Origin of the sequence: Ensifer adhaerens (assembly GCF_028993555.1) — a bacterium.
GTDB classification, from domain to species: Bacteria; Pseudomonadota; Alphaproteobacteria; order Rhizobiales; family Rhizobiaceae; genus Ensifer; species Ensifer adhaerens_I.
In genome coordinates this window covers 1,282,792-1,305,638 of record NZ_CP118610.1, presented here as the reverse complement: position 1 = coordinate 1,305,638, position 22,847 = coordinate 1,282,792, and the positions used below count along the sequence as shown (strand labels likewise).

19 protein-coding genes are annotated in these 22,847 nt (G+C 61.3%); 4 read left to right on the top strand and 15 right to left on the bottom strand.

Annotation, left to right across the window (positions count from 1 at the left end; genetic code table 11):
* The first annotated feature begins 14 nt into the window (after positions 1-14).
* Positions 15-791 carry an amino acid ABC transporter ATP-binding protein gene (locus tag PWG15_RS06355; protein ID WP_064816988.1) on the top strand — a complete coding sequence of 259 codons (777 nt, stop codon included), beginning with the start codon at positions 15-17 and terminating at the stop codon, positions 789-791.
* A gap of 74 nt (positions 792-865) precedes the next feature.
* Here the strand turns inward: PWG15_RS06355 and PWG15_RS06350 are convergent, their stop codons facing one another.
* The 5 genes from PWG15_RS06350 to PWG15_RS06330 are packed head-to-tail and all read right to left on the bottom strand — an operon-like array spanning position 866 to position 9,378.
* On the bottom strand, positions 866-2,395 hold the full coding sequence (locus tag PWG15_RS06350) for a caspase family protein (RefSeq protein ID WP_275023598.1): 1,530 nt from the start codon (positions 2,393-2,395) through the stop codon (positions 866-868).
* Entirely contained in the window at positions 2,392-3,912 is a 1,521-nt protein-coding gene (locus PWG15_RS06345) for a caspase family protein (protein ID WP_275023597.1), read from the bottom strand. The genes PWG15_RS06350 and PWG15_RS06345 overlap by 4 nt, the downstream gene beginning before the upstream one ends.
* 26 nt (positions 3,913-3,938) lie before the next feature.
* Entirely contained in the window at positions 3,939-4,838 is a 900-nt protein-coding gene (locus tag PWG15_RS06340) for an OmpA family protein (protein WP_275023596.1), read from the bottom strand.
* A gap of 10 nt (positions 4,839-4,848) precedes the next feature.
* Positions 4,849-8,076, bottom strand: a complete 3,228-nt coding sequence (locus tag PWG15_RS06335; protein ID WP_275023595.1) for a c-type cytochrome — start codon at positions 8,074-8,076, stop codon at positions 4,849-4,851.
* A gap of 42 nt (positions 8,077-8,118) precedes the next feature.
* Complete coding sequence (locus PWG15_RS06330; RefSeq protein WP_275023594.1) at positions 8,119-9,378, bottom strand: ferredoxin reductase family protein; 1,260 nt, start codon at positions 9,376-9,378, stop codon at positions 8,119-8,121.
* A 272-nt stretch (positions 9,379-9,650) separates the two neighbouring features.
* Between PWG15_RS06330 and PWG15_RS06325 the strand changes: the two genes are divergently transcribed.
* Entirely contained in the window at positions 9,651-10,268 is a 618-nt protein-coding gene (locus PWG15_RS06325) for a GntR family transcriptional regulator (protein ID WP_275023593.1), read from the top strand.
* A 76-nt stretch (positions 10,269-10,344) separates the two neighbouring features.
* On the opposite strand, the gene PWG15_RS06320 is transcribed toward PWG15_RS06325, so the two are convergent.
* The 6 genes from PWG15_RS06320 to cysG all read right to left on the bottom strand — a co-directional run bounded on the left by PWG15_RS06320 (position 10,345) and on the right by cysG (position 17,064).
* Positions 10,345-11,862 (bottom strand): succinyl-CoA:acetate CoA-transferase ScpC, encoded by a 1,518-nt coding sequence (locus PWG15_RS06320; protein WP_275023592.1) that lies wholly within the window; start codon positions 11,860-11,862, stop codon positions 10,345-10,347.
* A gap of 257 nt (positions 11,863-12,119) precedes the next feature.
* Positions 12,120-12,932: a ferredoxin--NADP reductase gene (locus PWG15_RS06315; protein WP_275023591.1), complete on the bottom strand. Its 813-nt coding sequence runs from the start codon at positions 12,930-12,932 to the stop codon at positions 12,120-12,122.
* 144 nt (positions 12,933-13,076) lie between these two features.
* On the bottom strand, positions 13,077-13,577 hold the full coding sequence (locus PWG15_RS06310; protein ID WP_275023590.1) for a DUF934 domain-containing protein: 501 nt from the start codon (positions 13,575-13,577) through the stop codon (positions 13,077-13,079).
* A gap of 16 nt (positions 13,578-13,593) precedes the next feature.
* Positions 13,594-15,264, bottom strand: coding sequence for a nitrite/sulfite reductase (locus PWG15_RS06305; protein WP_275023589.1), 1,671 nt, complete (start codon positions 15,262-15,264; stop codon positions 13,594-13,596).
* Between the two features lie 14 nt (positions 15,265-15,278).
* Positions 15,279-15,593, bottom strand: coding sequence for a DUF2849 domain-containing protein (locus tag PWG15_RS06300; RefSeq protein WP_275023588.1), 315 nt, complete (start codon positions 15,591-15,593; stop codon positions 15,279-15,281).
* 10 nt (positions 15,594-15,603) lie between these two features.
* Positions 15,604-17,064 (bottom strand): siroheme synthase CysG, encoded by a 1,461-nt coding sequence (gene cysG, locus PWG15_RS06295; protein ID WP_275023587.1) that lies wholly within the window; start codon positions 17,062-17,064, stop codon positions 15,604-15,606.
* A gap of 231 nt (positions 17,065-17,295) precedes the next feature.
* Here cysG and PWG15_RS06290 point away from each other — a divergent pair, with 231 nt between their 5' ends.
* A complete protein-coding gene (locus PWG15_RS06290; RefSeq protein WP_275023586.1) occupies positions 17,296-17,883 on the top strand; it encodes a deaminase in 588 nt (195 codons plus the stop codon).
* A gap of 5 nt (positions 17,884-17,888) precedes the next feature.
* Complete coding sequence (gene mazG / locus PWG15_RS06285) at positions 17,889-18,722, top strand: nucleoside triphosphate pyrophosphohydrolase (protein ID WP_275023585.1); 834 nt, start codon at positions 17,889-17,891, stop codon at positions 18,720-18,722.
* Positions 18,723-18,802: 80 nt separating this feature from the next.
* Here mazG and hflX read toward each other — a convergent pair whose 3' ends face one another.
* From hflX to trkA, 4 genes are all read right to left on the bottom strand, one after another.
* Positions 18,803-20,128, bottom strand: a complete 1,326-nt coding sequence (gene hflX / locus PWG15_RS06280; protein ID WP_275023584.1) for a GTPase HflX — start codon at positions 20,126-20,128, stop codon at positions 18,803-18,805.
* Positions 20,129-20,206: 78 nt separating this feature from the next.
* Positions 20,207-20,449: an RNA chaperone Hfq gene (gene hfq, locus PWG15_RS06275; RefSeq protein ID WP_003535434.1), complete on the bottom strand. Its 243-nt coding sequence runs from the start codon at positions 20,447-20,449 to the stop codon at positions 20,207-20,209.
* Between the two features lie 109 nt (positions 20,450-20,558).
* Entirely contained in the window at positions 20,559-21,422 is an 864-nt protein-coding gene (locus PWG15_RS06270; protein ID WP_275023583.1) for a D-amino-acid transaminase, read from the bottom strand.
* 11 nt (positions 21,423-21,433) lie between these two features.
* Positions 21,434-22,810 carry a Trk system potassium transporter TrkA gene (gene trkA / locus PWG15_RS06265; protein ID WP_275023582.1) on the bottom strand — a complete coding sequence of 459 codons (1,377 nt, stop codon included), beginning with the start codon at positions 22,808-22,810 and terminating at the stop codon, positions 21,434-21,436.
* Positions 22,811-22,847: the final 37 nt, after the last annotated feature.

Sequence of the window (22,847 nt, the reverse complement as noted above, 5' to 3'; positions counted from 1 at the left end):
GAGGGGAGGATCGCATGGCAAACGCAGCCACTGCTTCCAAAATGACTGTTTCCGCAACGGACGTCGCGGTTGAAATCACTGGAATGAACAAGTGGTACGGGGACTTCCACGTCCTTCGTGACATCAACCTGAAGGTTATGAAAGGCGAGCGCATCGTCATTGCGGGCCCGTCGGGCTCCGGCAAATCGACGATGATCCGCTGCATCAATCGCCTCGAAGAGCACCAGAAGGGCAAGATCGTCGTCGACGGCATCGAGCTCACCAACGATCTCAAGAAGATCGACGAAGTGCGTCGCGAAGTCGGCATGGTGTTCCAGCACTTCAACCTCTTCCCGCACCTGACGATCCTGGAAAACTGCACGCTTGCGCCGATCTGGGTTCGCAAGATGCCGAAGAAGCAGGCCGAAGAAATCGCGATGCACTTCCTGAAGCGCGTCAAGATTCCGGAGCAGGCGAACAAGTATCCGGGACAGCTTTCCGGCGGTCAGCAGCAGCGCGTGGCGATCGCCCGCTCGCTGTGCATGAAGCCGAAGATCCTGCTGTTCGATGAGCCGACCTCGGCGCTCGATCCGGAAATGGTCAAGGAAGTGCTCGACACCATGGTGTCGCTGGCCGAAGAAGGCATGACCATGCTGTGCGTGACCCACGAAATGGGCTTCGCCCGCCAGGTCGCCAACCGCGTGATCTTCATGGACCAGGGCCAGATCGTCGAGCAGAACTCCCCGGCCGAGTTCTTCGACAATCCGCAGCACGAGCGTACCAAGCTCTTCCTCAGCCAGATCCTGCACTAGGATCGGCCGACACTTTCACAACAAAGCCCGCCTCATCAAGGCGGGCTTTTTCCATTCGGCTACGTGGCCCGGTTCTACTCCACGCGATAGCGCAATGTGCCGACCGACCAGCGGATACCGCGCCTGTCGAGATCCTCGGCCCAGGTCTTCTGTAGCCGCGCGACGATGTCGCTCAAAGTCTCGCGCGCATTCAGCTCGACCTTCAGGCCACGGCTCTTCGGGGCCACATCGCTCAAGTCGACGGTATCGCTGACCACGAGCGCGACGAAGACACTGTCCCCCTCACCCGACGCTTCGAAATCGAAGCCATAGTAGTCGTCAGGCAATGTCAGCGGCACGTTCGGCGCAAGCGGCGTGATCTTCTGCGCGAACTCGTTCGGGAAGATCTGGGTGGCCTTGCCCTGACTGTTCACGTCGAAGAGCAGCAGGTCGCCGCTGGTTCGGCTGGTGACCGTCAGCTTGAAAACGTCGCCGGTCTTCATGGTCGTGGGGCGGTCGAAGGCGAGTTCCACATCGCCGATTTCGGTCTTGCCGATGATGTCACCGACGGCATCGACCGCATCCGTGTCCTGATAGGTCGTCGGCGTCGCACTTGGGTCGTTGGATTGGTGGTACTTTCCCTGCCCGCTGCCACCCGCATCCAGCTTTTCGGGTACGACCGCGCTCTCGCCAAGCGCCTGCGCCTTGCTTTCCAATTGCGGGTCGAGATTGCTGCATTTGTCCTGCGTGGAGCAGTAGGCGGTAGATTGCGACTTTAGGAACTCGAGCAGTTCGGCGTTGCTCGTCAAGCCGTTGCCATTGGCGTCCGCCGCATTACCGGTCTGGCCGGCAACAAAAGCCGCCGTGAAGACACCGTGGCGCTCGTCGACCGGAAGCCGCACGTCGTCCCAGGCCACCTGGTAGGGGGCGGCTGCACTCCAGGCGGTCACGCCCGCTTCCACCAGCTTCGGCTTGTCCACGACGGCAAGATCGATCCTGAGGCCGCGGGTCAATGCCTGTTCAACTGGCTTGGCGTGCGGGCGCGGCAGGAAACGAGCGCCTTCGATGCCCGACGAGACGTCATCGGAAAGCGAACGCGAGATCGTGCCGGAATGGCACGCGTCGATCACCATCGTCACCGCCCGCCCCTGCAACCGCTCCAGAATCCGGTCTATCTCGTCATCGAGGATGGCGCCTTGCCAATCTGTTTCACCGGAGACGATATCGACGGGTGCCAGTGCTTCGTCCAGTCCATCCTGCTCGTCACCATCTACGTCCTTCACCTGAAGGCCGTGGCCGGAAAAGTAGATGTAGACGCGATCGCCCGGCGCGGTTGCTTCGACAAGCCACGTATTCATGGACGAGAGTACTTCTGCTCGCGTTGCCTCTTCATCCTTCAATATGCGGATTGAGGACGGATCGAAACCAAGTTTTCCCGTCAGCAGTCCCTGCATTTCCAACAGATCGTTCTTCGGCCCTTGCAGCGCAAACTTTGGTGGCAGGTTCGGATAGCTACCGACGCCGATGAGCAATGCCCGGTCGCCGGCCACGGCCGGAGCCGCAAGCAAAGCGAGACATGTCACCACAGAAAGCGCGATACACCACGACTTGCCGCGCGCGCTCATTGGCCCCGGTCCCGCGTGTAAAGCGGCTGGATGGCTATGGTGCTCTCGCTGCCCTCCAACCTTGCTTCAAGAAGGCGCAAAAGTGCTGCGGCATCGAGCTTTGAGTTGGAGAAGGCCGCCGCAATGGCGTCGATCGGCGCATTCGTCGATATGACGACCAGGTGATCCGCGCCAAAGGGTTTCACCACCTCCAGGCCCTGAAGCTGAAACGCGTGGCTGCCGCTCCCGGCAATCTGCACATCGAGAAGCTGTGCTTCGCCCGTGTTCGCCAGATTGAAAACCAGCATGTTCGCGTAGTCGCCCTGCGTGGCCTTGAAATTAAGCCTGTCGCCTGCCGCGTAGATATCCTTCAGCGGCGTCAGCGAAACGTTGCCAGGGCTCTGTGTCGCCAAGGCCTTCAGGAAATCGACCAGGATAAACTTGTCGATGGCGCCCTGGAGCATATCCGACGCGATGTGTTCGCCGGCGACGTCGCCGTTGGGCGTGTAGAACACGCCGGTGGATGCATCCCAGCGATAGGGCACGCCGCTGCCGCCGAGATTGTTGAGAGGCGGCGCCGTACCGGTGACGCTGAGCGGCAGTTTCCCGGTCCAACCCATTTCACGCGGCGATTTCAATTTCGTTCCGGCGTCGCCCGTCGCACCCGCGCCGATCGTCGCGCTGCGCGGCAAGGACAGGACAATCTCCCTGTCAGAGCGCGGCACTTGCGGCGTGAAGTTCGGCACCTGCAGCGCTTCCGACTGAAGCTTGACGTTGGAGAAGACGTAATCCTCGAGCTCGATGCGCGAGATGCGGCCATCGCCATCGCGATCGGCAGCGCCCTCGAGGGCACGGGCAAAGCTCCAGCTCAGGGCTCCGCGCGGCTCGCCGCCGATCACCACTTCCGGCGTTGGCTGGCTTTCGAGCGAGGCGGCGAGGATCGTCACCCGAGACAGTTCCACGTCTTTGACCTTCGCGGCCCTGAGCGCCTCTTCGGAGGGCGGCGGCACCTTTGCACGCACCATCGGTGCCAACCGCGTCTTGCCGGAAATGGAGCGGTTCATGCCGCCGGAAAAGCAACTGTCTGACACGAACAGAACCTGAATGCCTTTCGCTTCCGCTTCCGCGAACCAGGCATTCAGCTCGTTGTCGACAATGATCTCCTTGCCCGTTTCCTCCGCACGGTTTCTGTCGAAGCCAGGCAGTTCCAGGAACTCATCCAGGCCGTCTTCTTCGCTGCCGGCAACCAACTCCGGCATCTGCGCGCCATGTCCGGCATAGGTGAAGACGATCGTATCGCCACGGGCTGAGCTGGAAACCAGCTCGGTCCAGGCAAAGCGTATGGCGTCCTTGGTCGCCTGCTCATTGATGAACTGGTGGATCGTACCGACATGCGCCGCTTTTAGCGCCTGCGCGACATCGCGTGCGTCTTTCACTGCACCGTCGAGGCTCACCTCATGCGGATAGATGTCGACCCCGACGACAAGCGCCGACGTGGCCGCATAGACGGGCGCGACGGGTAGGACGAACAGGGTCATCGAAAGCAGGATCCTGTGCAACACCGCTAGTTCCCCACATCCACTTCCACCCGCCGGTCGAGCTGGTGCAACATCTCCTCGCTATAGGCGCTCGGATCATCCGGCTTGAACGGCTCGTCCTCTCCCTTGCCGACGGCCGTCCAGGTGCCGGGATAGCCGGCGTCGACTAGATATTGGGCAAGCGCTTTCGCGCGGGCGACCGAAAGCGCCATGTTCGCCTCGGCGGTGCCAACCGGATCAGTGTGACCAATCAGGGTAATTGCCGCCGGCTTTGCCGATTTCAGGCACTCGAAAAGGTCCTTCGCCGATTCGAGGCCTTCAGGCGTGAACTCCGCCGTGCCGAAGACATAGCGCACCGGGGTCGCCTTCTTCTTGAGCGACACGCCGCGATAGGAGAATTTGCAGGCACCGCGCACGGCGAGCTTGACGGGCTTGGCAGCGGCAAGCCGCATCTCCGAGGCCAACCGGTCCAACCGCTCGATGTACGCCTTGTCCGGCGCCATCCAGTCCGGCGTCAGCTGTTCGTTGGCCGTATCCTCCAACGCCTGCTGATAATAGGTCGCCGCCGCTTCATAATTCCGGCGCTCCCGAGCGATGTCACCGAGCGCATCGAGGATCTGCCAGGGACCACCGGCATCCCGGCTCGCGGCCGTCAGGTCGGTTTCGAAGCTTTCCAGCCTAGCGCCCTGCCCCACGGCCGCGGCGACGCGATTGAATGTTGCCAGCGCCGCTACGCGACGCGTTAGAGCAATCTCGGCTGCCGAGCAGCTCTTCATGTTGGCGGGATCCGCCGCCACCTTAGTACCGGCTTCGTCGGCACGGTTGAGCGCCTCGGACGCCAGACGGAGGCCGTCGCAAGCCATGACCGGCGCTGTGAAGACCATCATGACCGCCGAAGCGACAAGATATGCTCGTAGCTGAACCATTGTTCGCCCATCAGTACCTGATCTCGAAGGTCACCATCTGAACACTGCTGGCGCCAGCGTCCGCCTGCGCCTTCTTGGCGAGGTTCACTGCCAGTCCGCGCGTTGGAGGCAGCCGCGATTGCGCTACATACTCGCGCGCCTTCTCGACGGTAAGCTTCTGATCACCAAGTCCACCGGCCCGACACAAGGCCAGCATCGTTTCGGCCGGCGCCGGCGTGTCGAAGGTGAGCGTGCCCGTGCCCGGTTGCGGGATCAGGCGCCGCTCGCCCGGCTGCAGCGTCGGGTTGCCGATCATCACATCCGGGATAACCTCGACGTTGCCGTTCTCCTCAACATAGAGGATCTGCAGTTCGCAGGCCTGGTTGGCGCTGAGTTCAAAGGAGAGTTCGTCGCCGACTTTGGCCACCGTCGACTTCACGTTCAACGCCAGCTCGAGCTTGTTGCCAGAATCTGCGTCCTGCTTGCGATAGTCGGGGGCAGCGGCGGCGATCGACTGCGGCTTTGCATCCAAGGGCGGCTCGGTGCCGGCAACGACGATCGCTGCCGTATCCAAAGGGCGGCGCTGGAGCAAGGGTTCGAGCAGCAAGGCATATTGCTGCTCGACCTCGTTGCGCGGGATGGTTCCGCCGGCTTCCAGCGTCGTTATCCAGTCCAATCCCAGGCGCAGCACATCGGCATTCGACACCCGCTTGATCGCATCGGAAAATTGCTTCGGCGTCATGTCGAACTCGGCCGCCAGCGCATCGAAATCGAGCTCGTCTTCGTATTTGTCCGCGAAGTAGGTGATGATCTCCGCCTCCCCCGGCGCGTGTTTACTCTGGAGCCCCCCATCGGGCGTCGGCTCGGTGACGCCGAGCGTCTTCAGCGCATTGACGAAGCGCTCGCGGTCCTTGCGATAGGATTCGTCCAGTTCCTCCTGCTTCACATACATGGCGAGCAACACGTCTTGCTGATCCTTGCTGAAGAGCGTCGATGTCTCGATCTGCTCGCGCAGCTGATCGCGCTTCGACAGAATGCCGTCCGCATGACAATCGACGCAGGAACGGGCATTGATGATCTCGACGCCCTTGCCAATTGGACGCTTTCGGAAGGACACGATCGTCGTGGGCCCGACATCGAGCTGTTTGCCCGCCGAGGTGGACAGGTAATAACCCTGCAATCCGTTCGGCAGAGAAAAGATCATCTCACCACCGTCGTGCTCAAAGGGCACCAGCCCTGCATCGAGCGGAGCGAGTTCCTTCGGCCCGTGTGGGAAGCGCTTCAGCACCTGTTTGCCGACGTCCCCACCGAAATCATAGGACTTCCAGTAATAGCCGCCGAACGGCATGTCATGCCGTTCCAGCATACGGTTGTGGTCGGACACGCCGGATGAGCCGTCGGCGAAACCAGCGCGCAGGACGTTGCGCCGGCGAATGTTGTCGGCCACGTCGATCTTGAAGCGTGTTTCCAGCTCGCCAATGTGGGTCGGCAGCTTCATCAACCTGTTGTAGATCTCCGGCCGGGCGCCATTGCTCATGAACCAGTCGATGCGCATGACCGGCAGTGGCGTGGCGGTCTCTTTGGAAAGCGCTGCGAGCGACGCGTCGCTCGCCGGAGCGATGCCATAGAAATAGCGTTTGATGAGGAAGTCGTAGTCGGCGGCCTCCCATTGCAGTTCACGCAGATCGACACGGACAAGCAGCCCGTTGGTCCCGCTGACCTCCGTTGGCAGAACCAATTTTGGCCCATAGGAGAGTGAATTCAGCAGCTTCTTGAAGCCGCCCGCGAGCACGTCCATACGCTTCATGAAGGTCTGGTCGTCCTCGCAACCCATCATCCCGTTGTACTGGTCGCGGTAGGAGAAATAGCGCATGAACGGACGATCGCGTTCGCTGACCGTCCCTATGTCCTTCAGGGCCGCTTCGACGAACTGCCCATAGGTCAACATCGGGCGGGCGCGGTCCGGCTTGGCCGCGGCGGTTTGCGGCAGGCTCTTCTCGCTCAGTGAATTGATCCAGTCCTCCAGCACCTTGATCTCTTCGGCCGAGGGCCGCTTGCCAAGCGGCATGCGGCCGCTGACGACAGTCGTATAGAGGCGTGACTTCGACGCGTCGCCCGGCGTCACGAAATTGGCATCCGCGCCGATCGAAGCGAGGTCGCCGGCAGGGTAGCTCCCTTGCGAACTTTCGCCCGGCCCGTGGCAATTGCGGCAGTATTTGCCGACGAAGGCATCCGCCTGCTGCGCCAGCGCCGCATTGTCGCCGCCCAGTACCTCCGCTGACGTACTCTCCTTGCAGACGGCTGTCACCGACTGCGCCACCGGCGCAGGCGCCTTCACCTCACGATCGGAGAGGAAGGCATAGATCGCGCGGCGATCCTCGTCCGTCAGGACACTCAGCCCCTTGGCAAGCCGCCGCATGACCGGATCGCTGATCGGAGCGCCTGAAGGCTTCTTGCCTTCCTCGATGAGGTCCTTCGTAAAGATCTCGGGCGAAGCAAGCCCCGCCATTTTTTCCTTGCTGATATCAGGAGCGACCGCACCCGTCAGATCCTTTTCGCCCTGGTAGGCGCGCTCCAGATCGAGCCCGTAGGTGGTGGTACGCGGCGTGTGACAATCACCGCAGCCACCGACGTTCTCGACAAGGTAGCGGCCACGCTCGGCTTGCGTCTCCTCCCGCGGCTGGTAGCCCGGCACCGTGAAGTGGCTGCGCTTCCACAGCGTGATCGTCGTCTGACGACTGAAGGGAAAGGCGATCTCGTGTTCCTTCGAGGTAGCGTCCGATTGCGGAAGCGTCTCGATATAGGCCTTGATGTCGAGCGCATCCTCCGGCTTCATTCCGCCATAGGATGTGTAGGGCATGACCGGGTAAAGGTTGTTTCCCTCCCGGTCGAGACCGACGAGCACAGCGTTCAGAAACTGGGCGTTGCTCCAGCCGCCGATGCCATTGGCGTGGGGAGAAATGTTCGGCGCATAGAATGTGCCGATCGCGGTGTTCATCTCCATACCGCCGGAGAGTAATTCGGTATTGTCTCCGGAACCATGGCAGGCGCCGCAGCCTGCGGCGTTGAACATGTACTTGCCGTTGTCGACATTCGCCTTGTAGGTCGCAAACGCATCATCGGCAAAGGCATCGCGCGCTTCGGCAAGGGCGGGACAGAGCGAGACGGCAAGCATGGCCATCGCCGAAGCTGCGAATGATCGCGTGCCAGGGCCGGCTGTTCGCGAGACCTCCTCTCGCCATTTTCGCAGACCGCGCATGAAACCCTCTCCTCAATCAAAAGTCGCTTTTGAAAACTGCTGCTATCGAAACTGAAACTGCTCGAACTCGACCCGCCTCGGTCTCTTGCCGAGTTCCTTCAAACCCTTGATGATTGCCTCCCTTAGCGGCGGCGGACCACAGAACCACAGGTCGGCGTCCGCCGGGTCGATCGCGCTTCCGGCCGCCAGCTTGGCCGCGTCCAGGCGTCCATCCGTAGAAGAGTCGTGCAGGACGAAGCTGAAGTTTCCGAGTTTCTCGGCTTGCGCCTCGAAGGTCTCCAGGCCGATCGCTTCGCGCCTGTCGCGCACGCAGTAAACCATGTGAATCTCTTGGCCTTCATCGCCATTCAGGTGCCTGGCCATTGCCAGAAACGGCGTGACGCCTATGCCGCCGGCGAGCCAGATCTGCTTCTTGCTGCCGCGACGATGGTTGAAGCGACCATAGCCGCCTTCGAGCTTCAGCTGGTCTCCAACTGCGATCGTGTCGCGGAGCGCCTGCGTGTAGTCGCCGAGCGGCTTGATCGCGAAGTGCACGATGCCGTCCGCTTCGATGCCGGCGATCGTAAACGGATGCGGTTCTCGAAGGCCCGGCTTCATCACCCGCAGGAAGCCGAACTGCCCTGGCTTCGCGCGGAGGCGACGCCCCAATGGCCGCGCCGCTATGACCGTCGCGCCTTCCTGCTTCGCCACTTCGAAAACTTCGTATCCGCGTGTTCTGAGCCAAGGTAGAAGCTGTGTGTAGGCGTAACTCAGAATGCCAAGCGCGGCGAAGATGTTGAGATAGACCGCCAGCAGTGCCGTGCCGTCATAGGGACGCTTGATGAACATCTGATGGAAGGCGACGAGAACGAAGAGCAAGCCCATCAGGCGGTGCGTGTAGCGCCAGAGATGGTAGGGAATCTCGATCTTCGTTCTCGGGATGACCTTGACGATGCTGAGAACGAGCAAGACGACGAAACTGTAGAAAGCATATTTTCCGGCGGAAGCGGCCAACTGGTTGAGCCCGCTCGTCAGTGCCCGCCCCTTGAAGTCCGGCTTCAGGAAATAATGGACCAGAATAAGGATCAACACGGAGATGCCGATCTTCCGGTGGAAGTGATAGACCCGATCGAGCCCACCGAACAAGGCTTCGACGAACGGCGGGCGCGCGGCCATAAACTGGGCGATCCCCATGCCGACGAAGGCAGCGGACGAGGCCATCAGCGAAAATGTCGTCAAGGCATTGGTGTGGCTGACCGCCGGCACCGCCAGCAGCCCTGCGAGCACCATCAGCGACCAGACCAGAAACGCGCCCACTTGCATCTTGCGCCCCTCAACGCCGACGTCAGACGGTTGTCGTCAGGAGGAAGACTGACAAGCCCCTTACCATTCGTCAACATCAATCCCCTGCCAAACGGCTCATGAGCTTCCTTTATTCATGCCTTTGAAATTTGTGATTTTTGAGCGCTCGCTTATTTGTATTTCTCAAGGCTCGCATCAGCTTGAAAGGCGATACGGAGATACGACGATCGCCTTGCTTGCCTCCTTCCCGAAAATTGTGCAAGCTCCTGATATATCAGAAGCAAAGGAACGGCATGTCACTGCAATCCCATGCTCACCTCGCCTACCTCGCGCTGGAACGCCTCATCGTTACACTGAAGCTCGCGCCCGGCGCGCTGGTCACCGAGAGGCAGTTGATCGAGCTCGCTGGGCTTGGCCGGACGCCGGTTCGCGAGGCGATTCAGAAGCTTGCCTGGCAAGGCCTGATGGATGTGCGACCACGGGTCGGCCTGCAGATCACCACGATCCGTCCTGACGACCAGGTCCATGTCATGCAGGCGCGCGAGAAGTTGGAGCCGCTTGCGGCCGCTCTGGTGGCGACACACGCGAGCGCGGATGACAGACGTGCGATGAAGGCCTGCGGCGCGGAAATGGCCGCGCGCCTGGACGCCGGCGATATGGAGGGGTTCCTCGTGGCCGACAAGGTCTTCGACGAACTGATGGAGGAGGCCTGTCCCAACCGCTTCCTGACCGCCGCACTGGCTCCCTTGCAGACGCATGCGCGCCGGATCTGGTTTGCGTCATCCTCCCCCGACAAGATGGTGGGATCCGTCCGACGCCATGTCATCGTGATCGATGCGATCGAGAGAGCCGACGCTAATGCGGCATCCGTAGCCATGACGGACTTGATGAACTATCTGTCAGACGCCTGAGGATACAGGAAGGAACTCAAGGAAATCATCGCAAACATCTGCTTTCGCAATGATTTCCTCGCCTCAGATCTTCAGTTTACGCAGTTGGCATCATGCTTCCGGTCTTCAGGCGTCGCACATGCCAATCAAATGCCTCTTCAAGGATATGAGGCGTCTGGCCACCGCGGGTCGCGACCGCGCGTTCGAAGTAATCGGAGAGCAATTCGCGGTAGGCCGGGTGGCAACAATCGCGGATGATGACAGGCGCACGCTCCCGCGGCGCCAGCCCGCGCAGATCGGCGAGTCCGTGCTCGGTCACAAGGATATCGACGTCGTGTTCCGTGTGGTCGACATGGGACACCATCGGCACGACTGACGAGATGGCTCCGCCCTTGGCGACCGACTTGGCGACGAAGATCGACAGGAAGGCATTGCGGGCGAAATCACCTGAGCCGCCGATGCCGTTCATCATGTCGGTGCCGCCAACATGGGTCGAGTTGACGTTGCCGTAAATATCGAATTCGAGCGCCGTATTGATGCCGATGACACCCAGGCGGCGAATGATCTCCGGATGGTTGCTCACCTCCTGTGGCCTTAAGACCAGCTTGTCCTTGTAGGCGCCGATGTTGCGGAACACCCGGTCAGCCCAGGCGCTGCTGAGCGTCATTGAGGATGCAGATGCAAAGCTCAGCTTGCCCGCCTCGAAGAGTTCGAAGGTGCTGTCCTGGAGCACTTCGCTGTACATGCGCAGATCATGGAAGGGACTGTCGACGAGGCCGCTCAGCACCGAATTGGCGATCACGCCGATGCCGGCCTGCAGCGGATTGAGCGTCATGTCGAGGCGACCCTTGCGCACCTCCTCCTGCAGGAAACCGATCAGATGGCCGGCAATCGACGTCGTCTCCGCGTCCGGCGGAGAGATGCGCGCGGCGCTATCCTCTTTCTCGGTGACGACGATCGCGACAATCTTCTCGGGATCGACAGGGATATAGGGTGAGCCCGCCCGGCTGTCGCAGGCAACGACCGGGATCGGCGTGCGGCTCGGGCGCTTCGCCGGAATATAGATGTCGTGCAGGCCTTCAAGCTCGGGGCTATGGCTGAGATTGAGCTCGACGATCACCTTCTTCGCCAGGATCGCGAAGCTCGCCGAATTGCCGACCGACGTCGACGGCACGATGCCGCCGTCCTCGGTGATCGCCACTGCTTCGACCACGGCATAGTCGATCGGGCTGATCTGGCCGGAGCGCAACTGCTCGACCGTTTCCGAGAGGTGCTGGTCGATGAACATCACCTCACCGCGATTGATCGCGGTCCTCAAAACCGGATCCGACTGGAACGGCAGGCGGCGGGCAAGGACGCCGGCTTCCGTCAGCGTCTTGTCGATATCGTGGCCGAGCGAAGCGCCGGTCATCAGCGTGATGCGAAACTTCTCGCGCGCGGCACGCTCGGCCATGGCGAGCGGCACCGCCTTGGCATCACCTGCCTTGGTAAAGCCGCTCATGCCGATGGTCATGCCGTCCTTGATCAGCGCGGCCGCGTCTTCAGGCGTGACGATGCGACCGCGCAGCGGTTTGCAACGTATCCGGGCTTCAAGTGTCTGGTTTTTACAGCTCATCGGGCACTCCCTGCAGAGCCCGCGGGGCTCACATCAGGACGGCGCGGGCTGGTTCGTCGTGCGCTTATTTTCGCATGGCTGCGCGCGCACGTTATGAAGATTTGCCGGGGCACGATAGCCCCTGTAAACCCGGCGCGGTACGCAGAATGGTCAAAGCGGGCCTACCGGAAACGCATGGCTCTGCCACGTCCCGCTGCAAACGACGAAGGGCGCACCCAAGGCGCGCCCTTTGAACAGCAAAACTGCCTAAAAAAAGATCAGCCGACGAAGGCGCGCTCGATGACGAATTCGGCGGGCTTGTTGTTGGCGCCCTCGGTCAGGCCGGCGGCCTCGAGGATTTCCTTGGTGTCCTTCAGCATCGCCGTCGAACCGCAGATCATGCCGCGGTCGATTGCCGGATCGAGCGGCGGCAGGCCAAGATCGGAGAAGAACTTGCCGTTGACCATCAGGTCAGTGACGCGGCCCTTGAACGGATAGTCCTCACGGGTCACCGTCGCGTAGTGGCGCAGCTTGTTACCGACGATCTCGTTCAGGAATTCGTGATTGCGGATCTCCTCGACGAGATCGAAGCCGTATTTCAGCTCGGCAACGTCGCGGCAGGTGTGGGTGAGGATCACTTCCTCGAACTTCTCATAGGTTTCGGGATCGCGGATCAGGCTGGCAAAGGGTGCGATGCCGGTGCCGGTCGAGAACATGTAGAGACGGCGTCCCGGAACGAGCGCATCGAGCACCAGGGTGCCCGTCGGCTTCTTGCGCATCAGCACCTTGTCGCCCGGCTTGATCGCCTGGAGATGCGAGGTCAGCGGGCCATCCGGCACCTTGATCGAGAAGAACTCGAGTTCCTCGTCCCAGGCGGGGCTGGCGATCGAATAGGCGCGATAGACCGGCTTGTCGCCAACCATCAGGCCGATCATCGCGAATTCGCCCGAGCGGAAGCGGAATTCAGCAGGGCGGGTCATGCGGAAGCGGAAGAGCCGATCCGTATAGTGCTCGACGCTCGTCACCGTCTCGACGTATACGCCTGCCGGTGCCTGGATCGCGAAATCTTCCGTTTTTGCCGGAGCATTCATCTGGCTAAAGTCCTGTAATGATGACCCTGTTTATCAACAATGATCGGATATTCCAAGCCGCACGCAATGGGAAGGAAATCCCTTCCAAATATAGTCGCTTTCGGGGATTTCGGCGTGCTTCACACTGTCGCGGCCGCCGCTGCCCTACGACACCCGCCGCCAGCTATAGGATTTAGCGTCGGTCGCGGGCTTTGCCGTCGGCTGGTAGTGCACGGCAATACCCGGCAGGCGCGCTTCTGACAAGCGCTTCAGGGCTGTCGCATTGCTGACAGCGAAGCTGTCGACGCCACAGCGCAGCATCAGCGGGATTTGGTCGATCAGCACGTCGCCGACCGCCCTCACCTCGCCGCCGAAGCCAAGACGCGAGCGAAGCAGCGACGCATGACTGAAGGCACGACCGTCGTTAAACGCCGGGAATGCCACCGCCACCAGAGCGAGGCGATCGAGATGCGGCGCGAGCTTCGTCACGTCATCCGCCGGGGCGATGACGACGCCCAAGCCGGTCTCGTCGCTCTCTGCGACCTTGGCGAGGAACGCGTCGAGGCCAACAATCGCCTTTTCGTTCGAGCCGGCCTTCGTTTCCTCGGTCTCGATGACCCAGGGATCATCGCCCACGAAGCCGGTTTCCTTCCAGATTTTCGTCATGTCCGTTCCTTGCGCCTCAGGCAGCTTCCTGCGCGCTGCCATAGAGCGCATCCTTGAAGGGTTGCGGGCCGACGCGACGATAGGCTTCGAGAAAGGTCTCTTGCCTGTCGCGGCGCAGTCCCAGATAGGTGTCGACGATGGTCTCGACAGCGTCGGTCACCTTCTCCGGCTCGAAGCCGCGGCCGATGATCTCGCCGATCGAGGTGTTCTCGTCGCCGGAGCCGCCGAGTGTGATCTGATAGAGTTCAGCACCCTTCTTCTCCACACCGAGGAGGCCGATATGGCCGACATGGTGGTGACCGCAGGCATTGATGCAGCCAGAGATCTTGATCTTCAACTCGCCGATCTCGGCCTGGCGCTCGGGCGAGCCGAAACGGGTCGAAATTTCCTGCGCGACCGGAATGGAGCGCGCATTGGCAAGCGCGCAGTAGTCGAGCCCGGGACAGGCGATGATGTCGGTGATCAGGCCGGCATTGGCGGTCGCAAGGCCCGAGGCGACCAGCGCGCGATAGACCGGCTCCAGATCAGCCAGGGCCACATGCGGCAGAATGAGGTTCTGCTCATGGCTGACGCGGATTTCGTCGAAGGCGTATTCCTCGGCGATATCGGCAACGGCATCCATTTGCGCGTCGCTGGCATCGCCCGGGATGCCGCCGATCGGCTTCAGCGAGATCGTCACCATGCCGTAGTCCGGATGCTTGTGCGGTTGCACGTTCTGCTGCACCCAGCGGGCAAATTCGGGATCGGTCTTTTTCCAGCGTGCGAGGCTCTCCCAGCCTTCGGCGCGGTTTTCGAGCGCCGGCGGCGCGAAGTAGGTTGAGATCGCCTGGATGTCGGTTTCCGGCAGCTTCAGCTCCGTGTCCTTCAGCGCCGCGAATTCCACCTCGACCTGGCGCGAAAGCTCTTCTGCGCCGGTTTCGTGCACCAGGATCTTGATGCGCGCCTTGTACTTGTTGTCGCGGCGGCCATGCAGGTTGTACACGCGCATGATCGCCGTGGTGTAGGACAGCAAATCCTCTTCCGGCAGGAAGTCACGGATCTTCTTGGCGATCATCGGGGTACGCCCCTGACCACCGCCAACATAGACGGCAAAACCGATGCGGCCGCTCTCGTCCTTCTTCAAGTGCAAGCCGATATCGTGAACCTGGATCGCAGCGCGGTCGCGCTCAGCGCCGGTGACGGCAATCTTGAACTTGCGCGGCAGGAACGAGAATTCCGGATGCACGCTCGACCACTGTCTCAGGATTTCAGCGTAAGGCCTTGGATCAGCGACCTCATCGGCGGCAGCACCGGCGAAGTGATCGGCGGTCACGTTGCGAATGCAATTGCCTGAGGTCTGGAGCGCATGCATCTCGACGCTTGCCAGCTCCTGCAGGATATCCGGCGTGTCAGACAACCGCGGCCAGTTGTACTGGATGTTCTGGCGCGTGGTGAAGTGGCCGTAGCCCCGGTCATACTTGCGCGCGATATGGGCGAGCATGCGCATCTGGCGGCTCGACAGCGTGCCATAGGGAATGGCGACGCGCAGCATGTAGGCGTGAAGCTGCAGGTAGACGCCGTTCATCAGGCGAAGCGGCTTGAAGGCGTCTTCGGCAAGCTCGCCGCTTAGGCGGCGCTCGACCTGGTCGCGGAACTGTTCAACGCGGGAGGAAACGAAGGCGTGGTCGAATTCATCGTAACGGTACATCGGGTATCGGTTCCTCAGGCAGCGTGTTTCGGGCCGGACAGGCCATTGTAGCCGGCAGCATAGGGGATCGACGGGCCCTCGGCGCGGATGCGCTCGCGCATGCGCAGCGGGCGAAGCGTACCGTTGATCTCTTCGACATCAACGACATTGGCGTCGACGACCTTGTTGTCCTCGAACGCCTGTTTGCCGGTCGCTTCGAGCGCCGTCACAGCCTCCGCATGGCGGGCGATAAAGGCATCCTGAAGCGATTCGACCCAATTGCCGGCGGCATCCAGCCAGACGGAAATGCCGTCCGAAAGTCGATTTGCCGTCAAAACCTTGCTCACCATGACCTCTTCCTCAGTTCAAAATCTGTTCGTTGCGTGCTGCCGCGACGTCATTCGCTTTGTCGGCGCGACGCTTCTTGCCGATCACGAGCGGCTCGGAGCGCTCGAAGTTGGCACCGGCAACGGCATCGCCAATGATCACCATGACCGGGCCGGAGAGCTCAGTCCGATCTTCCAGGTCCGGCAGATCCTTCAAGATGCCGTGCAGCAGGCGACGGTCCGCACGGCTGGCATTCTCAATGACGGCGACTGTCGTTTCCGCCGGAAGCCCCGCCTGCATCAGACGACCCGCGACCGACGCGGCAACGGTGCGGCCCATGTAGACCGCGATCGTGGCGCCGGAGACGGCAAGCCGCGCCCAATCGGGCAGCACCTCTCCGGTCAGGTCGTGGCCCGTCGTGAAGACCAGCGAGGATGCAACGCCGCGCAGCGTCAGCGGCAACTCGAAATCGGCGGCGGCAGCAAAGGCGGACGTGATGCCGGGGACAATCTCATAGCTGATACCAGCTTCGCGAAGTGCTGCCATCTCTTCACCAGCGCGGCCGTAGACCAGGGGATCACCGGACTTCAGCCGCACCACGCGCTTGCCTTCGGCAGCAAGCTTCACGAGCAAATGGTTGATCTCACCTTGAGACTTCGTGTGGCAGCCCTTGCGCTTGCCGACGGAAAGGCGCTCGGCATCGCGGCGACCCATGTCGACGATCGCCTGCGGCACGAGCGCATCATAGACGATCGCATCGGCTTCCATCATCACGCGCTGGGCGCGAAGGGTCAGCAGATCTTCCGCGCCCGGACCGGCACCAACCAGCCAGACGTGGCCAGTGGCCTTCTCGGGCGCATCGAGCAGGCGTGAAGCCTCCCGACGAGCCGCAGCCAGATCGCCGCCGGCAACCTTGTCAGCAACCGGTCCCTGGAAGAACCGGCGCCAGAAAACGCGACGGGCGACGCCACGCGGTACCAACCGATCAACGGCCTCGCGATAGCTTGCAGCAAGCGAGGCGACAACTCCGAGGGAGGGCGAAAGAAGTTGATCGATCTGGGCGCGGATCATCTGGGCCAACACCGGCCCCGCGCCTTCGGTACCGATAGCGACCGCAACGGGCGCGCGATTGACAAGCGCCGGCGTGAAGAAATCGCAGAAGTCGGGCTGATCGACAGCATTTGCCGGGATCTTGCGTTCACGCGCTGCAGTAACGATTCGCTGGTCGCTGGCAGCATCACCGGTCGCGGCAAATACGAGAATGGCGCCCTCAAGCTGCTCGGGAGCGAAGGCTGCAGCGACATGTTCGATGCCGCACTCACCAAGATACCGCGCAAATTCCGTTTCCGGGTCATCGGCGTAGACGACGATCGATGCTTCGGTATTCCGCAGAAGCCGCACCTTGGCAAAGGCCTCGTCGCCATTGCCGAAAACCGTCACGCGCTTCTGCGCGACGCGAAAGAATGCGGGGAAAACGGCGAGCTGCTGCGTCATGGTCTAGCAAACGGTTCCTTCTACAGGCTGCGCCGAATATCCAGCATAGGGCACTACTTTTGAAGGAACAGAAATTTCAATGCCTTTCCGGGCACGTATTGTTTTGCTCGGCGGTGCACCATTTTGAGCAAATATCTCCGAGGTCACGAAAACGCTTGCCCTTCCGCAGCCATTGCGCAGCGGGGGCAACCTCCGTTAAATGCGGTCACCGACCTGCCGGAGACCAACGACATGACGCAAACCGAACTCGCCGAACGGCTCTTGACGGTCATCGAGCAGGATATCCTGCCTCTCACGGAAAAGGGTGTCGCCGCCGGAAACAAGGTGTTCGGCGCCGCGATCCTGCGCAAGTCCGATCTGTCACTGGTGCTGGCGGAGACCAACAACGAGACGGAAAATCCGCTCTGGCACGGCGAAGTCCACACGCTAAAGCGTTTCTACGAGATGGCGGAAAAGCCCGACACGCGCGACCTCGTTTTCCTGTCGACACACGAGCCCTGCTCCATGTGCCTTTCGGCGATCACCTGGGCCGGCTTCGACAATTTCTATTACTTCTTCAGCCACGAAGATTCCCGCGACAGCTTCGCGATCCCGCACGACCTGAAGATCCTGAAAGAAGTCTTCCGGCTGGAGCCGGGCGGCTATGCCAAGGACAACGCCTTCTGGCATTCGGCCTCGATCGCCGCGCTTTCGAAGGATGCCGATCCCGAGACCCGCGCACGGCTTTCCGCCCAGGACGCCCGCATCCGCGCACGCTACCAGAGCCTTTCCGACAACTATCAGTCGGGCAAGGATGACAACGCCATTCCACTGAACTGAGATCCATGGAACCTTCACGCGACATCCAGCGCCTGCTCGACATCATGGCGGCACTTCGCCAACCCGAGACCGGCTGTCCCTGGGACATCGTCCAGACGTTCGAGACGATCAAGCCCTATACGATCGAGGAGGCCTACGAGGTTGCCGACGCCATCGAGCGCGGCGACATGCACGACCTCTGCGACGAACTCGGAGACCTGCTTCTGCAGGTGGTGTTCCATGCCCGCATGGCGGAAGAAGCCGGCGACTTCGCCTTCGGCGACGTCGTCGAAGCGGTGACCCGCAAGATGGTCCGCCGGCATCCGCACGTCTTTGCGCGTTCCGACGCCGACACACCTGAGGCGGTCAAGCTGCAGTGGGACGAGATCAAGCAGGCCGAAAAGGCCGAGCGACAGGAAAAGCGCACCAGGCGCGGCCTTGCTCCGGACGCCGCCGCCAGCCATCTCGGCTCGGTCCAGCGCTCGTTTCCGGCACTGATCGAGGCGCTGAAGCTGCAGGAAAGGGCTGCCAAGGTCGGATTCGACTGGTCGGAGCCGGAACCGATCCTCGATAAGATCGAGGAGGAGATCGGCGAACTGCGCCAGGCGCTGCGCGAAAAGGACCGCGCCAAAGTCAGCGACGAACTGGGCGACCTGATCTTTGCGGTGGTGAACATCGGCCGTCACGTCGGGACTGACCCCGAAATGGCCCTTCGTGGCACCAACACCAAGTTCCGCCGCCGTTTCGCTCACATCGAACGAGAGCTGGAGGCCGGCGGAGAGACGCTGGATGGAGCGACGCTGGAGCGGATGGAAGAGCTTTGGCAGGCAGCCAAGGCGATCGAGCGGCAGTTGGGCTGAAACAAACGAGGGGCGCTTCAACGACGCCCCTCTCGTTCTTCGAGGATTTCAGACAGCCTCTCGGAGGCAAGCTCCAAAGCCTACCAGTCTTCCTCGGCGGGCTTCGGTCCGTTTCCAAGACGACGCTCGAGATCGGAGGCCTCGTTTTCGGTCAGCCGGAGATCGAGGCTCACACGCCCGTCCTCCAGATCCTCGCGGCCATCGACGATCGCATGCTGGTAGATCCAGGGCAGAAGCTGCAACTGGTCGATACCGAGAACCACGGTGCATTCGGTCAGAACGCCCGACAGGCGTCGGCCGATTTCGGCGAGCAATTCGTCGACGCCCTCACCCGTGATCGCCGAGACAGCGACCGTATTGTCCGACGTCGCGGCCTTGCTCTGCAGCGCCTGACGCGATTCGGGGTCGAGACGGTCGATCTTGTTCCAGACCTCGATCAGCCGTTCGGAGGCTTCCTTCTCATCGATGCCGAGATCGGCGAGAATGCGAAGCACATCACTTGCCTGCGCCTGGTTGTCCGGGTCGGAGAGATCGCGCACATGCAGGATCAGGTCCGCTTCCAAAACCTCTTCAAGCGTTGCCCGGAACGCGGCGACCAAGTGCGTCGGCAGATCGGAAATGAAGCCGACGGTGTCGGAGAGGATCACCATGCGGCCATGCGGCAGCTTCAGGCGCCGAAGGGTCGGATCGAGCGTGGCAAACAGCATGTCCTCGGCGAGAACGCCCGCCCCGGTCATGCGATTGAAAAGCGTGGACTTGCCGGCGTTGGTATAGCCAACGAGCGCGACGATCGGATGCGGTACCTTCTTGCGCTTGGAACGGTGCAACTGCCGGGTCCGGCGGACCTGCTCCAATTCGCGCTCGAGCTTGACGATGCGGTCCTGCAGCAAGCGCCGGTCCGCTTCGATCTGGGTTTCACCCGGACCACCCATGAAGCCGCCACCACCGCGCTGGCGCTCAAGGTGGGTCCAGCTTCGAACCAGGCGGCCTTTCTGGTAGTTGAGATGCGCAAGATCGACCTGCAGCGTGCCTTCCTTGGTGGAGGCACGACGGCCGAAAATCTCCAGGATGAGGCCCGTTCGGTCGATGACCTTGGCGTTCCATTCCTTCTCGAGATTGCGCTGCTGCACCGGCGTCAACGGGTGATCGACGATCACCAGGCCGGCATCAAGCTCCACGAGGATATGACCGATTTCCTCGATCTTGCCGCTGCCGAGCAGCGTGCCCGGCTTCGGCTGCGACACCGGAACGATGGCGCCATGCACCACGTCCAGATCGATCGCCATTGCCAGACCGGTCGCCTCTTCTAGGCGACTTTCGTCGGACCGAGTGGTCGTGGTCGAGAGAATATCTGCGGACTGTCTTCCGGCCTTTTTCAAGACCGGAACGATGACGACCGCGCGCATGTCGTCGCGGAGCTTTTCGAGTTCCGGAATGATCGACGACGATTTTGAATCCCGCTTGGTAATGTGCCTAACGTCCCGTCAGGATGCGGCTTCTTCGTTCTCGAACATCTGCAGCGGCTGGCCGGGCATGATGGTCGAGATCGCGTGCTTATAGACCAGTTGCGAGTGGCCATCGCGACGCAACAGGACGCAGAAATTATCAAAAGATGTCACGACGCCGGTGAGCTTGACACCGTTGATAAGGAAAATTGTCAATGAGATCTTTTGCTTGCGGACCGTGTTGAGAAAGAGATCCTGCAAGTTTTGAGAACGTTCCGCCATCGCGCCGCTTCTTTCTTATTTGCCGGCGTTTCGCGCCGGTGCATTTTTGTCGATATCTGCAATCAGAGGCGCCACAAGTACCTTCCCCGACACCTCTTTAAGTTTGGTATCAAATCAATGTCTTTTCCGCAACGCCGAAAAAGGCTTCACGAATATTCTGTGCTATGCTTCCCGGATGACCATTGCCGATCGGCCTGCCGTCCACTGAAACGACGGGAAAGCAGATGCTGGTGGCGGCGGTGATGAAGACTTCTCGCGCTGCGAGCATTTCCTCCACCGAGAACGCTCTTTCCTCGATCCTGATCCCAAGCGGGCCTGCCACATCCATCAGCGTGGTGCGGGTGATTCCCTTTAAAATTCCGTGCTCCGCCGGACGGGTACGCAGGGTCCCGTCGCGATCGACGATCCAGACGTTGGTCGCGGCGCCCTCCTTCACCGTGCCGTCGGCATCGACGAAAATTGCCTCCTGCGCGCCTTCCTCCTTCGCCTTCTGGCGAGCGAGCACGTTGGGGAGCAACCCGACCGACTTGATGTCCACCCGGTCCCATCGGTTTTCCGGCACGGTGATTGCCGCGATCCCATGCGTCGCCTTTTTGGCGATGGCGTCGGCATCGGTGCGTTTCGCCGTCACAACGATCGTCGGCATGGTCTCGGCGGCAGGAAATACATGGTCGCGCCGCGCCACGCCGCGCGTCACCTGCATGTAGAACAGGCCATTTCGAACACGGTTGCGCCGGATGACCTCCCGGATCACATGAACCAGAGCGGCCCTGCTCATCGGCCAGCCGATGCGCAACTCACGAAGCGAGCGGTCCAGGCGGTCGAGATGCCGGCTGAGGTCAACGATGTAGCCGTGGCGCACCTCGCAGACTTCATAGACACCGTCCGCAAATTGATAACCGCGGTCCTCGATATGGACGCCGGCATCGGCATGCGACACGTAGGCACCGTTGACATAGGCAATTCTCGGCATGGATCTCGGTCCTAGAAGTACTGGATGCTGACGCGGAAAAGCTGTTCGACATGCCGCACGGCATTTGCGGTGGCAAAGAGCACGACGCGGTCCTTTGCCTTGATCTTCGTATTACCGTCCGGGCGGATGAACGCCTTGTCGCGATAGAGTGCACCGATACGGATGCCGTCGGGAAGCTCGAGGTCGCGCAAGGCCTTGCCGACCAGCGGCGAGGTTTCAAGCGCTTCCGCCTCGATCACCTCGGCCATGCCCTTCTGCACCGCGTAGACGGAGCGGATGCGCCCTTTCCGCACGTGCTGCAACACGCGCGAGATCGTGACTGCGCGCGGGTTGATATAGGCGTCGACGCCGGCCGTGCCGGCAAAGTCCTGATAGGACGGCTCGTTGATGAGCACGAGCGTCGACTTGGCGCCCAGCCGCTTCGCCATCATGCTGCCGAGGATGTTGATCTGATCATTGTTGGTTAGCGCCACCACGAGATCGGCGTCCTGAACATCGGCTTGCGCCAGAATCCGCTGATCCATCGCCGAACCGTTGAGTACAACGGTGCTGCTCAGCTTGTCCGCCATCACCACTGCCCTGTCGCGATCGCTTTCGATCAGCTTCACCCGGGTCCGCGGCTGATGATCCTCGATGGCCTTGGCAACGAAATAGCCGACATTGCCGCCGCCGAAGATGATGATGCGTCGCGCTTCCTGCTCCTCGTGACCGAAGAGTGCCAAGGTTCGGCGGGCGTGTTCCCGGTCACAGACAACATAGGCGATATCGCCAGCCTGCAACTGGTCATCCGAATGCGGCACCATGACCTTGCCGTTGCGGAAGATGCCGGTGACTGTCGCAAGCAGATCGGGGAACAGTTCGCTCAGTTGTTGCAGCGGCGTTCCGACGACCGGGCAATCTTCCTTGCACTCGAAGGCGACCATGGCGATGCGATCGTCGGCGAAACGCACGACGTCGATCGCGCCGGGAAAGGAAATACGGCGCAGAACGAGCCGCCCAACCTCGACTTCGGGCGAAATGGTGACGTCGATCGGCACGTTCTCGCGCGAAAACAGGTTCGAATACTCGGGCGCGAGATAGCTTTGCGCCCGGATGCGCGCGACCTTCGTCGGCACGTTGAAGATGGCATGTGCCACTTCGCAGGCGACGATATTGACCTCGTCGGAGAGTGTGACGGCAATCAGCATGTCGGCTTGATCGGCGCCGGCCTTGGCAAGAACATCCGGATGCGCGCCGTGCCCGACATAGCCGCGCACATCCAGACTTTCGGTGATGTTGGCAATCAACGCCGCCGACGTGTCGATGACCGATACGTCGTTATCTTCCTGTGCCAGTCGTTCGGCGATGCCGTATCCGACCTGCCCCGCGCCACAAATGACTACCTTCATTTCGTTCCTTCACCTGGGAGCGCGGACGTGAGGGCCA

Bases quoted from the DNA above. Each gene is read 5' to 3' on its own strand.
- PWG15_RS06355 (WP_064816988.1), top strand. From the start codon at position 15: ATGGCAAACGCAGCCACTGCTTCCAAAATGACTGTTTCCGCAACGGAC.
- PWG15_RS06350 (WP_275023598.1), bottom strand. From the start codon at position 2,395: ATGAGCGCGCGCGGCAAGTCGTGGTGTATCGCGCTTTCTGTGGTGACA.
- PWG15_RS06345 (WP_275023597.1), bottom strand. From the start codon at position 3,912: ATGACCCTGTTCGTCCTACCCGTCGCGCCCGTCTATGCGGCCACGTCG.
- PWG15_RS06340 (WP_275023596.1), bottom strand. From the start codon at position 4,838: ATGGTTCAGCTACGAGCATATCTTGTCGCTTCGGCGGTCATGATGGTC.
- PWG15_RS06335 (WP_275023595.1), bottom strand. From the start codon at position 8,076: ATGCGCGGTCTGCGAAAATGGCGAGAGGAGGTCTCGCGAACAGCCGGC.
- PWG15_RS06330 (WP_275023594.1), bottom strand. From the start codon at position 9,378: ATGCAAGTGGGCGCGTTTCTGGTCTGGTCGCTGATGGTGCTCGCAGGG.
- PWG15_RS06325 (WP_275023593.1), top strand. From the start codon at position 9,651: ATGTCACTGCAATCCCATGCTCACCTCGCCTACCTCGCGCTGGAACGC.
- PWG15_RS06320 (WP_275023592.1), bottom strand. From the start codon at position 11,862: ATGAGCTGTAAAAACCAGACACTTGAAGCCCGGATACGTTGCAAACCG.
- PWG15_RS06315 (WP_275023591.1), bottom strand. From the start codon at position 12,932: ATGAATGCTCCGGCAAAAACGGAAGATTTCGCGATCCAGGCACCGGCA.
- PWG15_RS06310 (WP_275023590.1), bottom strand. From the start codon at position 13,577: ATGACGAAAATCTGGAAGGAAACCGGCTTCGTGGGCGATGATCCCTGG.
- PWG15_RS06305 (WP_275023589.1), bottom strand. From the start codon at position 15,264: ATGTACCGTTACGATGAATTCGACCACGCCTTCGTTTCCTCCCGCGTT.
- PWG15_RS06300 (WP_275023588.1), bottom strand. From the start codon at position 15,593: ATGGTGAGCAAGGTTTTGACGGCAAATCGACTTTCGGACGGCATTTCC.
- cysG (WP_275023587.1), bottom strand. From the start codon at position 17,064: ATGACGCAGCAGCTCGCCGTTTTCCCCGCATTCTTTCGCGTCGCGCAG.
- PWG15_RS06290 (WP_275023586.1), top strand. From the start codon at position 17,296: ATGACGCAAACCGAACTCGCCGAACGGCTCTTGACGGTCATCGAGCAG.
- mazG (WP_275023585.1), top strand. From the start codon at position 17,889: ATGGAACCTTCACGCGACATCCAGCGCCTGCTCGACATCATGGCGGCA.
- hflX (WP_275023584.1), bottom strand. From the start codon at position 20,128: ATGCGCGCGGTCGTCATCGTTCCGGTCTTGAAAAAGGCCGGAAGACAG.
- hfq (WP_003535434.1), bottom strand. From the start codon at position 20,449: ATGGCGGAACGTTCTCAAAACTTGCAGGATCTCTTTCTCAACACGGTC.
- PWG15_RS06270 (WP_275023583.1), bottom strand. From the start codon at position 21,422: ATGCCGAGAATTGCCTATGTCAACGGTGCCTACGTGTCGCATGCCGAT.
- trkA (WP_275023582.1), bottom strand. From the start codon at position 22,810: ATGAAGGTAGTCATTTGTGGCGCGGGGCAGGTCGGATACGGCATCGCC.